General features: G+C 35.2%; 11 protein-coding genes. 6 read left to right on the top strand and 5 right to left on the bottom strand.

All coding sequences use genetic code 11. The annotated features are described in order from the left end of the window. Positions 1-7: 7 nt before the first annotated feature. From AC13DP_RS16885 to AC13DP_RS16895, 3 genes are all read right to left on the bottom strand, one after another. Positions 8-1,249: a M56 family metallopeptidase gene (locus tag AC13DP_RS16885; protein ID WP_483068161.1), complete on the bottom strand. Its 1,242-nt coding sequence runs from the start codon at positions 1,247-1,249 to the stop codon at positions 8-10. 3 nt (positions 1,250-1,252) lie between these two features. Next, entirely contained in the window at positions 1,253-1,618 is a 366-nt protein-coding gene (locus AC13DP_RS16890; protein ID WP_013072572.1) for a BlaI/MecI/CopY family transcriptional regulator, read from the bottom strand. A 77-nt stretch (positions 1,619-1,695) separates the two neighbouring features. Further along, positions 1,696-2,691 carry a carboxypeptidase-like regulatory domain-containing protein gene (locus tag AC13DP_RS16895; protein ID WP_483068162.1) on the bottom strand — a complete coding sequence of 332 codons (996 nt, stop codon included), beginning with the start codon at positions 2,689-2,691 and terminating at the stop codon, positions 1,696-1,698. Between the two features lie 115 nt (positions 2,692-2,806). Between AC13DP_RS16895 and AC13DP_RS16900 the strand changes: the two genes are divergently transcribed. After that, the gene (locus AC13DP_RS16900) at positions 2,807-3,754 is read left to right on the top strand and encodes a calcium/sodium antiporter (RefSeq protein WP_483068163.1); all 948 of its coding nucleotides are present in this window, start codon (positions 2,807-2,809) and stop codon (positions 3,752-3,754) included. Positions 3,755-4,364: 610 nt separating this feature from the next. Here the strand turns inward: AC13DP_RS16900 and AC13DP_RS16905 are convergent. Further along, on the bottom strand, positions 4,365-5,375 hold the full coding sequence (locus AC13DP_RS16905; protein WP_013072569.1) for a glutamine synthetase beta-grasp domain-containing protein: 1,011 nt from the start codon (positions 5,373-5,375) through the stop codon (positions 4,365-4,367). 225 nt (positions 5,376-5,600) lie between these two features. On the opposite strand from AC13DP_RS16905, the gene AC13DP_RS16910 reads away from it, so the two are divergent. The 3 genes from AC13DP_RS16910 (at position 5,601) to AC13DP_RS16920 (ending at position 9,898) form a co-directional block, all read left to right on the top strand. Then, positions 5,601-7,787, top strand: coding sequence for a glutamine synthetase III family protein (locus AC13DP_RS16910; protein WP_228250689.1), 2,187 nt, complete (start codon positions 5,601-5,603; stop codon positions 7,785-7,787). A 104-nt stretch (positions 7,788-7,891) separates the two neighbouring features. Then, positions 7,892-9,073, top strand: a complete 1,182-nt coding sequence (locus tag AC13DP_RS16915) for an AIR synthase related protein (RefSeq protein ID WP_013072567.1) — start codon at positions 7,892-7,894, stop codon at positions 9,071-9,073. Between the two features lie 120 nt (positions 9,074-9,193). Beyond that, positions 9,194-9,898 carry a hypothetical protein gene (locus AC13DP_RS16920; protein ID WP_272957730.1) on the top strand — a complete coding sequence of 235 codons (705 nt, stop codon included), beginning with the start codon at positions 9,194-9,196 and terminating at the stop codon, positions 9,896-9,898. On the opposite strand, the gene AC13DP_RS16925 is transcribed toward AC13DP_RS16920, so the two are convergent. After that, positions 9,895-10,545: an ATP-binding cassette domain-containing protein gene (locus tag AC13DP_RS16925; protein ID WP_272957729.1), complete on the bottom strand. Its 651-nt coding sequence runs from the start codon at positions 10,543-10,545 to the stop codon at positions 9,895-9,897. The two genes, AC13DP_RS16920 and AC13DP_RS16925, sit on opposite strands and share 4 nt — an antisense overlap. A gap of 442 nt (positions 10,546-10,987) precedes the next feature. On the opposite strand from AC13DP_RS16925, the gene prfA reads away from it, so the two are divergent. Together prfA and pyrF are read left to right on the top strand one after the other, a co-directional pair. Continuing rightward, entirely contained in the window at positions 10,988-12,064 is a 1,077-nt protein-coding gene (gene prfA / locus AC13DP_RS16930; RefSeq protein ID WP_013072564.1) for a peptide chain release factor 1, read from the top strand. Between the two features lie 35 nt (positions 12,065-12,099). Further along, complete coding sequence (pyrF, locus tag AC13DP_RS16935; protein WP_013072563.1) at positions 12,100-12,921, top strand: orotidine-5'-phosphate decarboxylase; 822 nt, start codon at positions 12,100-12,102, stop codon at positions 12,919-12,921. The last annotated feature ends 1 nt before the right edge of the window (position 12,922 follow it).

A 12,922-nucleotide genomic window follows, 5' to 3' on the forward strand; every position in this document is an offset into this window, starting at 1 on the left:
TATTAAATTATTTTTTATTTGCAGATTCAGAAATAATCATACGATTAGCATCATTATCTAGTTCTATCCTGTAACTGTTATTGGAGTTTAATATAATCTTCCCTTCTCTGTAGGTTACAAGAAAACTAATATTTTCTTCCGCTATTCCAGTTGCCTGATATCCCGATGTAAAATTGGATTGATCCTTAAATTTACGAGATACTGTAAATTGATTTAAAAATTGATTTTGGTATTTAGTATCGGTGATTTTTAAAGCAACTTCAGTTTTGTAAAAATGATTAAAAATTTTAACCCTGTTTTGAAGATTTTCTTCGCTGGTATTCTTATCAAAATAAAAAGAATATTCAGCATTTTCATCGAGGCTCGCAACTTCGTCTACATTACAACTGTAAAAGATAAAACAAAGGCACGGAATTAAGAGAAAAATTTTAAAAAGCTGTAGTTTATTGCCTGCTTTTTTGTTTAACATGATGATTCGCTTTTTGATTGATGAATGATTAAATGATAAAATGGGTAAATGCTGAATAGCTAAGCTTTGTGATAAAAGTTGAAATTGGTAATTTTTGAGTTCATTTTTTAAATTTTCACTACTGATTTTTGCCATTACGGCATCATCTGTAATAAATTCCAGATTATCGATAATTCGTTTTTTATAGTAATACATTAACGGATTAAACCAGAAAAAAATAGATGCCAGATTGATGAAAAGAACATCCAGACTATGATAGTGTTGTGCATGGATTAATTCGTGCCTTAATACGTAGTTTTTGTCCTTTTTTTCTGAAATTTTATCTAAAAATATATAGTTAAAGAACGAAAATGCACCACAGTTTTTTGGAGATCGCTTTAGTTTGAGACCTTTTATTTTTGAAATACTTTCAGAAGCAATAATTAGTTTTTTAAGCTGAAGTAATTGAAATAAAAATCGTACAAAAAAGACCAGGCTAATAAGTAGATAAACTGAAAAAATAAATCCCTCAAAATTTATCGAATTACGAAGACTAATATTCGCAAGATTTTGAGAGAGACTTTCAAAATTAACTGAAGTGCCATCCATAAAATCTTCCGGGTGTAATTCTACCTGTATAGAGTAGTGAAATAGAGGTAAAACGAAACTAATTAGTATTCCGAATATCAAATAAAAACGGGAAAAAGTAAAGAATTTGGAATTTTTAAGAAATAGCTCGTAGCCGGCAAAAAATACTGCCAGTAACAGGATATTCTCAAGGATATAATTCCAAAATTCCACGATTTAATCTTCTTTTTTATTTTCTATAATTTCTAAAATTTCTCTGAGTTCTTTGGCGCTTATTTTCTCTTCTTTTGCAAAAAATGAAACCACGCTCTTGTAGCTATTATCAAAAAAGCGCTTGGTTGCGATATTCATAAACTGTTTACGATAGGCTTCTTTAGTGACTAAAGGGTAATATTGATGGGTTTTCCCATAGGCGATATGCGAAACATACTCTTTTTCCTCTAGGTTCCGAACGATGGTAGAAACGGTGTTGTAATGCAGTTTTTGTTCTTTGATATGCGGAATGATCTCTTTTACGAAAGCTTTTTCTAACTTCCAGATAATGCGCATAATTTCTTCTTCTTTATTTGTTAATTTTTCCATGCTAAAATGATCTCAATTAAATGTTTGATAAATATAACGAAAAAAATAGTTGTTAAACTAAATATGTAGTAAATAATTTATAATCCATAGTTTAAGGGTAACAACCTGGCGATTCTGGATTGTCCCATAAAGCCTCCAATACTAAAGGCACGGGTAGGGGTGAAATTCCCAAATTGATCAATGTAGAAAGGACTCTTATAAATAATGGACGATTGTTGATTGTTATGTAAAATACTTATTTTATCTGCCAGCATTGTTACTTTTGTAAAGTCTGCATCAGGTTGGATATCAAAATATTTATAAGGCTGGACCTCAAATTTATCGTAGAAAATTCTAAAATGATGCGCTTCAAGTTCCTTTTTAGATAAGGCGCGCATAAACTGAAGCAATGAACCTGTAAAAGCATCTTCACGATTTTTTATAAAACGCTTTTTTGGTTTAGTTTTTAGCTCTTTAAAAAAACTGCTACCTTCAAAAAAGGTATAATCTACTAGTCGAAGTCCGGAACTCCCGCCACTGTATTTTACCGTAAAATCCATCAATTCATATTCAATAATATAGCCAAGATGCTTATTTTCTATAATCACAGGTTTGTCGGCATAAGCGATAAGCATATGCTTAGAAGGACTATATTTTAACCTAATGTCATCCTCGTTAAGGATTTTACACTTGCCGGCAGCTTTGGTTTTTCCAAGAAACTCGCTTCTAAAGACCCTAAGTTTATGTGCTCGTGTCCATGGATCGGTTTCCAAAATCACGGTTTCTAGCTCATCTATACTCTCTTGGAGAAAAACAATGGGAAAATTTTCATCTTCAAAAACCGAAATATTAGGAACAGTTTGGGTAGTATATCCAATAGATCTAAAAATAAGCGGAGAAATATTCGAAGCGGTATTCTTAATTTTGAAATATCCCTTGGCATTACTGGTTGTACCTAAACTTGTACCATCAAAATAAATAGAAACTCCTTGAATTGCCGTAGAATCCTTTGCACTTAAAACCCTACCGGTATATGTTTTTTGCGCTTTAAGCGGTATGGTGATTAAAAGAAGTAAAAAGGCGATATTTTTCATGTTTGCAATATAACGAATAATTTAGTTTTTTAACTACTTCTATAGTTTTTAAATCTATATTCTATGAAATAGAATAGCTTTAAAGATTAAGTTATATTCGCATAAAAATGCTGAAATGGATATAGTTTACATACTTATAGGGCTTACTTTACTTGTAGTAGGAGGTGAATTTTTAGTACGGTCTTCTGTCGCTTTATCTTTTAAAATGAATATTTCCCGAATGGTGATAGGGCTTACCGTAGTGTCTTTTGCGACTTCTGCACCCGAATTGCTGGTAAGTTTACAGGCTGCTTTAGACGGATTTTCAGATATTTCCTTAGGAAATATCATGGGGTCTAATATTGCTAATATAGGTTTAGTTTTAGGTATTACTGCGATGATTTCACCCATTACCGTAGATCGTGATTTTTACAAATTTAACTGGCCGGTAATGATGGCGTTTTCCTTCGCATTATATTTCTTTTTACTTAATGATGAAGATATCGATCGCCTTGAAGGAGGTGCTTTGGTATTGGGACTGATTCTTTATTTACTTTTTTTAATTATAAGAAGCCGTAAGGTAAAAGAAGAAGTGGTTGAAGAGGTGGATGAGAGCTTAAAAGGAACTTCCTGGTTTAAGATCATTATTTGGTTGATTATTGGTGGTGCTGCCTTATATGGAGGATCAGAACTATTAGTGAACGGCTCGGTTTCCCTAGCAAGGGATCTGGGAGTTAGTGAACGTGTGATTTCTGTAACTATGATCGCTATAGGGACCAGCGTACCAGAACTTGCGGCTTCGGTAATTGCAGCTTTGAAAAAGGAAAAAGCACTTTCTTTTGGAAACCTTATTGGCTCTAATATATTTAATATCGCTTCCGTATTGGGAATAACCTCTTTAATTCAGCCTATTGTTATGCAATCCCAGCAGGTTTTAAGTAATGATATTTACTGGATGATTGCTTTTTCTTTTATATTGGTGCCCTTAGCTTTTCTTCCGAAGAAATTTTTATTTGGTAGAATAAAAGGATTGGTGATTTTAGCCGGATATTCTGTGTTTCTTTATATGACTATTTTTAAGTAGAAAGTAGAAAGTAGAAAGTAGAAAGTAGGAAGCAGAAAGCAGAAAGTACAATGAGATCTAGAGAATAGACGATAGAAGCAGGAGCAAGGAATCAAGATTTTAAAATGTTGAATTTTGAATTCTTTTTAGTTGACGGCTGGTTGCTGTAAATTGTATACTGAAAATAGACTTCTCATTTCCTTTAGGATAAATCTGGAATTTAAAACTTTAAATCTTGAATTCACTATTTAGTAGTTAGAATGGAGATCGCTTCGCTGTTAGCAAAGAGAGTAGAGAACATATAATATAGACAATAGCTTCAATGATGTAGGAAACAATTAGCAAATTAAAATTTTGAATGGCTGTAAACTGTATACTGAAAATAGACTTCTCATTCCCTTTAGGATAAATCTGGAATTTAAAACCTTAAATCTTGAATTCACTATTTAGTAGTTAGAATAGAGATCGCTTCGCTGTTGGAAAAGAGAGTAGAGAACAGATGAAAGAAGCAGGAGCCATGACCGGATTTATAATCTTGGGGAGTGTTGAAATCAATTGATTAAGTTCAATAAAAAAGGCGTTTCTTTTAAGAAACGCCTAATCTAAGATTAATTATAATCTAGCCTAAAGCTTATTCTGCTTTTTTAACCGTTTTTATAATTCGGCTTGCAATTTTGTAAGGATCACCATTAGAAGCAGGTCTTCTGTCTTCTAACCATCCTTTCCATCCGCGCTCTACAGTTGCGATTGGAATACGGATTGAAGCGCCACGGTCTGAAATTCCATAGCTAAAGTCGTGGATAGAAGCTGTTTCATGTTTTCCGGTTAATCGCATATGGTTGTCTGCTCCATAAACATCAATATGTTCTTTTACTACTGGGCGAAAAGCTTCACATATTTGTTCGTAAGTTTCACGATTTCCTGCATTTCTTAAAGTAGAATTAGAGAAATTTGCGTGCATACCACTACCGTTCCAATCTAATTCTCCAAGAGGTTTTGGATGTAAATCTACAGATACACCATACTGTTCCCCAATTCTTTCCAGTAAATATCTAGCAACCCAAATTTCGTCACCAGCAGCAGCAGCACCTTTTGCGAAAATTTGATATTCCCATTGTCCTGCAGCAACCTCACCGTTAATACCTTCTACGTTTAATCCAGCTTCAAGACAAGCATCTAAATGCTCTTCTACGATAGCTCTACCGTAAGCATTGCTTGCTCCAACAGAACAGTAGTATGGTCCTTGCGGTCTAGGATATCCGTTAGCTGGGAATCCTAGTGGTTTACCTGTTTCATTATCAATTAGGAAGTATTCTTGCTCAAATCCAAACCAGAAATCATCATCCTCATCGTCTATAGTAGCTCTACCATTAGTTTCGTGTGGAGTGCTATCGGCATTAAGTACCTCGCACATTACAAGGTAACCATTCTTACGTTGTGGATCTGGACAAATAAATACTGGCTTTAGTAGGCAGTCAGAAGAATTTCCTTCAGCTTGACCTGTGGAAGATCCATCAAAAGACCATACTTCACAGTCCTCAAGTTTTCCGGAAAAATCGGTAACTATTTTTGTTTTACCACGTAACTTCTGAGTCGGCTTGCTACCATCAAGCCAGATATACTCCAGTTTTGATTTGCTCATAATCTAATTCGGTTTTTATAAAAAATTGAACGTCTAACGTTAACAAAAATATAATATTTTGAATACATTGTATGTATTTTAAGGGGTGATTTGGTAAGAATTTTTAATTTATGAAAAATAACCCTTAAAAATTAGGGGGTGTAGATTATTTTATGTTTTTTAAGGTCTTCTAATGAGAAATATTTAAATTTGGTAACAAAATTTTATTAATCATAACAGCTTAACATGTCAACACTTAGATTTAAGGCAATAGAAGAAACCTTTAACCGAAAATCTTTAAATATAGAAGAGCCCGGAAGACGCTCCTCGGTTTTTGGAAGTAATGTCTTTAACGAGTCGGTAATGAAGCAATACCTCACCAAAGAAGCATATAATAATGTGATGGATGCGGTAAAAACCGGCGCAAAAATTAATCGTACCGTAGCCGATCATATTTCGGCGGGAATGAAAGAATGGGCGATTAATAAAGGAGTAACGCATTACACACATTGGTTTCAGCCATTAACCGGGGCTACAGCCGAGAAGCATGATGCCTTTTTTGAGACTATTGGAGAGGGGCTTGCTATAGAAAAATTTGGCGGAGGTTCTTTAGTTCAGCAAGAACCAGATGCATCAAGTTTCCCTAACGGAGGGATTAGAAATACATTTGAAGCTCGTGGGTATACTGCCTGGGATCCTACTTCTCCCGCATTTATCTGGGGGACTACTTTATGTATTCCTACCGTTTTTGTTTCTTATACCGGCGAAGCCTTAGATTATAAGACTCCGCTTCTTAGAGCTCTACAGGCAGTAGATCAGGCGGCGACAGATGTTGCTAAATATTTTGATAAGAATGTGACTAAAGTAAATGCGACTTTAGGTTGGGAGCAGGAATATTTTTTAATCGATTCTGCTTTGGCTGCTACTCGTCCTGATATCCAGTTGGCGGGGCGTACGCTTTTAGGACATTCACCCGCCAAAGGGCAACAATTAGACGATCACTATTTTGGATCAATCCCATCTCGTGTTTTAGCCTATATGAGAGATTTGGAAATCGAATGTATGCGACTGGGAATTCCCGTAAAAACAAGACATAATGAAGTTGCTCCAAATCAATTTGAACTGGCGCCAATTTTTGAGGAAGCAAACCTTGCGGTAGATCACAACTCCTTAATTATGGATGTGATGAATAAGGTTGCAGAGCGTCATCATTTTGTAGTATTAATGCACGAAAAGCCATTTGCCGGGATCAACGGTAGTGGTAAACATAATAACTGGTCTTTAGGAACAGATACTGGCGTAAACCTTTTATCTCCTGGGAAAACTCCAATGAAAAACCTTCAATTCTTAACGTTCTTTATCAATACGATTAAAGCGGTTTATGAAAACGAAGAGTTATTAAGAGCATCTATTGCCAGCGCATCCAATGATCATCGTTTAGGAGCTAACGAAGCACCGCCTGCGATCATTTCAGTATTTATTGGTAGTCAGTTAACCGCGGTATTAGATGAGCTTGAAAAAGTAACATCAGGTAAACTTTCTCCGCAGGAAAAAACAGATCTTAAACTAAATGTAGTTGGGAAAATTCCTGAAATTTTACTCGATAATACAGATCGTAACCGTACTTCTCCTTTTGCATTTACCGGGAATAAATTTGAGTTTAGAGCAGTAGGTTCTACCGCAAACTGTGCTAATCCAATGACGGTACTTAATGCTATTATGGCCAAACAGCTAAAAGAATTTAAAGCTGAAGTGGATAAGCTTATTAAGGACAAAAAGATGAAGAAAGATGATGCTATCTTCAACGTTCTTAGAGAGTATATTAAACAGAGTAAAAAAATCAGGTTTGAAGGAGACGGTTATGGCGAAGCCTGGGAAAAAGAAGCAGCTAAGCGGGGCCTAAGTAATAATAAAACCACTCCAGAGGCACTTAAAGTTCAGGTTTCCAAAAAAGCAATTAAGCTTTATGGAGATTTGGGCGTGATGAATAAAATTGAGATCGAAGCGCGTCACGAAATCGAGCTTGAAGAGTATACCATGCGAGTGCAGATTGAAGGTCGTGTATTAGGAGATATCGCCAGAAACCATGTTATTCCAACCGCAATTCGTTATCAAAATATCCTGATTAAGAATGTTACCGGTTTAAAGAGTATATATGGTGACAATTACGAAAAGCACGCCAAAGAACAATTAGAGCTTATCGAAAGCGTTTCTACTCATATTGCCGTGATTAATAGCAAAGTAAATGCTATGATCGAAGCCAGAAAAGTAGCAAACAAAATTGAAGATATCCAGAAGAAAGCCGAATCTTATTGTAACGAGGTAAAACCTCACTTTGATGAGATTAGGTATCATTGCGATAAATTAGAATTATTAGTAGACAATGAACTTTGGCCATTAACCAAATATCGTGAGTTACTTTATACCAGATAATATTATCTAAGTTCTTTAAAGCCTCGCATACTTGCGGGGCTTTTTCGTTTTAAAACTTCTTAAAGAATTTAAAACTGTTTATCTTTGGAGCCTAAACCAAATTCATGAGTCAGGACGTAAGTAAAAGGTATAGTCAGCGTGGTGTTTCAGCTGGAAAGGAAGATGTGCATAACGCCATTAAAAATGTAGATAAAGGACTTTTTCCTAAAGCATTTTGTAAAATTATTCCGGATTATTTAACCGGGGATGATGATTATTGTGTGATTATGCATGCCGATGGGGCAGGAACAAAGTCTTCGTTAGCCTATATGTACTGGAAAGAAACCGGTGATCTTTCCGTTTGGAAAGGTATCGCTCAGGACGCCTTGATTATGAATATAGATGATTTACTTTGTGTTGGCGCAACCAGTAAAATCTTATTGTCTTCAACCATTGGTCGTAATAAAAGTTTGGTGCCGGGAGAAGTAATTTCAGCAATTATAAACGGAACAGAAGAACTTATTGCGGATCTTAAAGAATTTGGCGTAGAAATTCATTCTACCGGTGGTGAAACCGCAGATGTAGGAGATCTGGTAAGAACTATTATCGTTGATTCTACGGTAACCGCCAGAATGAAGCGTAGCGAAGTGATTGATAATAGTAATATTGAGCCCGGAGATGTAATTGTAGGTTTAGCTTCTTTTGGACAGGCTACTTATGAAAAAGAATATAATGGAGGAATGGGAAGCAATGGTTTGACCTCTGCCCGCCATGATGTCTTTTCTAAGATTTTAGCTGAAAAATACCCCGAAAGCTTTGATGCTTCAATTCCGAGCGATTTAGTCTATTCCGGAGGGAAAAAATTAACCGATGAGGTTGAAGATTCCCCGCTTGATGCCGGTAAACTGGTACTGTCGCCAACAAGAACTTATGCGCCGGTCATTCAAAAAATCTTATCTAAATTCAGCAATAAAGAAATTCACGGGATGGTGCATTGCAGTGGAGGTGCCCAAACCAAGATTCTTCATTTTATTAATAATCTACATATTATAAAAGACAATCTCTTCGAGGTTCCGCCGCTGTTTAAATTAATCCAGCAAGAAAGTAAAACCGATTGGAAAGAGATGTACCAGGTGTTTAATATGGGACATCGTATGGAGATCTACGTAAAACCAGCACTTGCAGATGAAATTATCCAAATCTCCAAGTCGTTTAATATCGATGCTAAAGTAGTGGGTAGAGTAGAAGCTTCAGATAAAAAATCCTTAAGTATAAAAAGTGAATTTGGGGATTATCAATACTCGTAATTTTTACGTTTATTCTAAAAATATGGTGAGAAAATTAAAATAAATTGGTTTAGTGTTAATTTTATAGCTTTTTTTATTGGAATATCTCATTATATTTGTGGATGTCTGATTTTATGCTAGATGAGTGAACGTCGAAAATTAATTGCTTTTTCCATTGTATTTTGGGTTGCTGTAAATTTAGCAAGTCTATCGATGTTTAATGAAGAAGTAAGTCGATGGGTTCGTTTTATTTGTAGCGCCTTCTTTATGATCATTGCTGCATTACACAAACCTTTTTCCTGGAAATTATTTCTTACTTTTTTATTATTTTCTATTTGTGACTTTTCACTGATTTATTTTGAAGATCCTGTTTTTAATGCAATAACTTTTATAAGCAGAGGAGCTGCATTTATTGTGGTGGGAAGCATTGGACTCGTGAAATTAAAACGGTTTAAAATAACCGCATTAGAACTTTTTATAGGTTTAATACTGGTAGCGATTAATCTAGCCTTACTGGTTGAACTGGAAAGTATGATTACTTTCACGCATACTACAGAAATTTATAATCCGGTTTTTTATGGTTTTGCTATTATCACCATACTCACAGCGATCATCGCTGTATCCTATAGTAATCGCTATAGTAATCAAAAAAGTGTATTCTATTTATGTGGCGTACTTTGGATGATATTTTCAGATCTTACTTATTTTATAGCCTATTATCTGGATTTTCCTGAATTTTATTATGCAGATCGTTTTTTTAATGTACTTGGCTCGGGCTTTTTGATGCTTTTTGCTACAAGCTTCGGTAAAAAAGAAGAATTTATCGATGTAGATATTAAAATTTAATGAGGTAAATATCCCGATTTTATCAATTCATTTTTAGATTTCACAATTTTAGTTTGCTTGTTCTGAAATAAAAAAACCTGATCTGAAACTTTTAGTATTGCCTCATAACGATGGTCTGTAATGATAATCGCTTTATCTTTTTTTTCTTGCTGAATAACCGCTGTAAATTTATCGATCATTAAGGGAGAAAGCTGGGCAAAAGGCTCGTCTAATAGTACAATATCTACATTTCTTTTTAAGACCAGATAGATTTCTATAATCCGCTGTTCCCCGCCAGAAAGTTCCTTTATTTTTTGATTTTTTGTAGCATACATTTCTGAAAATACATCACAAAATTCTCCAAAATCGACTTTATACATGTAGAAAGCTTTTTTAGTCTTAATCCCAGGCGGAAGCAAAGGAAACTGAGGTAACATAGTAATCTTTCCTGTTTTGTAAAAGGCTTTTAGTACCGGTTTGTTATCTACTCTAAGTAGTTTATACTTCGGTTTTAAGGTTCCAAATAAAATTTTTAAAATACTACTTTTTCCACTTCCATTTCTACCTAACAATCCAGTAACTTTTCCTGTTTCTGCTTTTATATAAGCTGCTTTTAGAATTGGTTTATTATCAAAATACAGTTCGACATTATCAATTTCAAAAATCATATTAAATAGTTTATGGAGGAGCAAAGAATAAGCAAAAAAATATCAGCTAAGATGGCTAAGCTAAAAAGCTGCAAACGGCTAAAACCGAGATTATAAAAAAACACCAGCTCGTTTTTTAATGAGGTGAACCGGTATAAAAGATAGATAATAAAGGCAATGAAGAGTTTATCGAGCACAATTACGAAAAGTAGACTTCCAAGGGAGAATAGTAGAAAATTGATTAAAAGGGATGCAATTAAAAATTTACGATAAAATTGTATGAATACGATAAAACTATTAGGCATATAATAAAATTGTGATTGATGCTTTAAAACGAAAGCGTTAAAAAGTTTAATTTATTATGAATATCATCAAAATAAAGAAAACGAACAGGTAAAGTTTAGAGAAGATAAAAATTCAGTCAAATTATTGTAAATTTGTGATCTAAATTCTTAAGAATTGTATGTTAGAGAAGCTGAATATTGTTAAACAACGTTTTGATGAAGTGAATGATCTTATTATCCAGCCGGATATTATTGCCGATCAGAAACGTTATGTTGAACTTAATAAAGAATACAAGGATCTTAGAGCGCTTATGAACGAGCGTGAAAGATATATTGAACTTACCGATAATCTTAAAGAAGCTGAAGAGATAATTTCAGACGGGAGCGATCCTGAAATGACAGAAATGGCTAAACTCCAGCAGGAAGAAGCGAAACAAGAGTTGCCAGCGCTTGAAGAGAAGATACGGATGATGTTGGTTCCTAAAGATCCTGAAGATGCCAAAAACGTAGTGATGGAAATTCGTGCCGGTACCGGCGGGGATGAAGCAAGTATTTTTGCGGGTGATCTTTACAGAATGTATACCAAATACGTCGAAAGTAAAGGTTGGAGTCATAATATCGTAGATTTTAGTGAAGGGACCAGCGGCGGATTTAAGGAGATGATTTTTGAAGTTTCTGGAGAAGACGTTTATGGGACTATGAAATTTGAAGCTGGTGTTCACCGTGTACAACGTGTGCCGCAAACCGAAACTCAAGGGCGTGTGCATACCTCGGCGGCTACCGTGATGGTATTGCCGGAAGCAGAAGAATTTGATGTGGAGATCGATCCTAAAGATGTTCGTATCGATTATTTCTGTTCATCGGGTCCTGGAGGGCAATCGGTAAATACCACCTATTCAGCTGTACGTTTAACACACGAGCCAACAGGTTTGGTAGCCCAGTGTCAGGATCAAAAATCGCAACATAAAAACCGGGAAAAAGCATTTAGAGTATTGCGTTCCCGTTTATACGAGATAGAGCTGGCCAAAAAAATGGAAGCTGATGCTGCAAAACGAAACTCAATGGTTTCAAGCGGCGATCGTAGTGCCAAAATTAGAACTTACAACTATCCACAAGGACGTGTAACCGATCATAGAATTAATCTTACACTTTACGATCTATCCAATATTGTAAATGGAGATATTCAAAAAATTATTGATGAGCTTCGATTGGTGGAAAATACGGAGAAGCTTAAAGAGAATTCAGATATATTTTAATATCAGGCATTTTAAATGCCATTTAAAACCTAAATATGACCACGCAGGAATTAGTAGAGCAGATTAAAACAAAGCAATCTTTTTTATGTATAGGGCTAGATGTAGACCTTAAAAAAATTCCAACTTATCTGCTTTCTGAAGAGGATCCCATATTTAGTTTCAATAAAGCCATTATAGATGCCACGCATCAGTTTTGCGTGGCCTATAAGCCTAATACTGCTTTTTACGAGGCTTGTGGTCTAAAAGGTTGGCAGGCTTTGCAAAAAACCATCGATTACCTTCACGATAACTATCCTGAAATTTATACCATTGCCGATGCCAAGCGTGGCGATATTGGGAATACTTCAAAAATGTATGCGAAGACCTTTCTTAAGGATATGGGATTCGATTCGGTTACCGTAGCTCCTTATATGGGAAAAGATTCGGTTGAACCATTTTTAGAATTTGAAAACAAGCATACTATTTTACTTGCACTAACCTCTAACGAAGGAGCCTTTGATTTTCAGACTTTAAAATCTGATGAAACCGAAATTTATAAAAGAGTACTGGAAACTTCCAAAACCTGGGAGAATTCAGAAAACCTGATGTATGTGGTTGGTGCTACTAAAGCAGAATATATCGCCGAGGTTCGTAAAATTGTACCCGAAAGTTTTCTACTGGTTCCCGGAGTTGGAGCCCAGGGAGGAAATTTAGAAGACGTTTGCAAATACGGAATGACCAAAAATGTAGGACTTTTAGTGAATAGCAGCCGTAAGATCATTTATGCTTCCACAAATAATAATTTTGCGGAAGTAGCCGCAGCGAAAGCCGAAATTTTGCAGCAGCAAATGGCTGAAGAATTACAGAAATTTCAATAGT

The organism is Zunongwangia sp. L-65 (assembly GCF_056859415.1).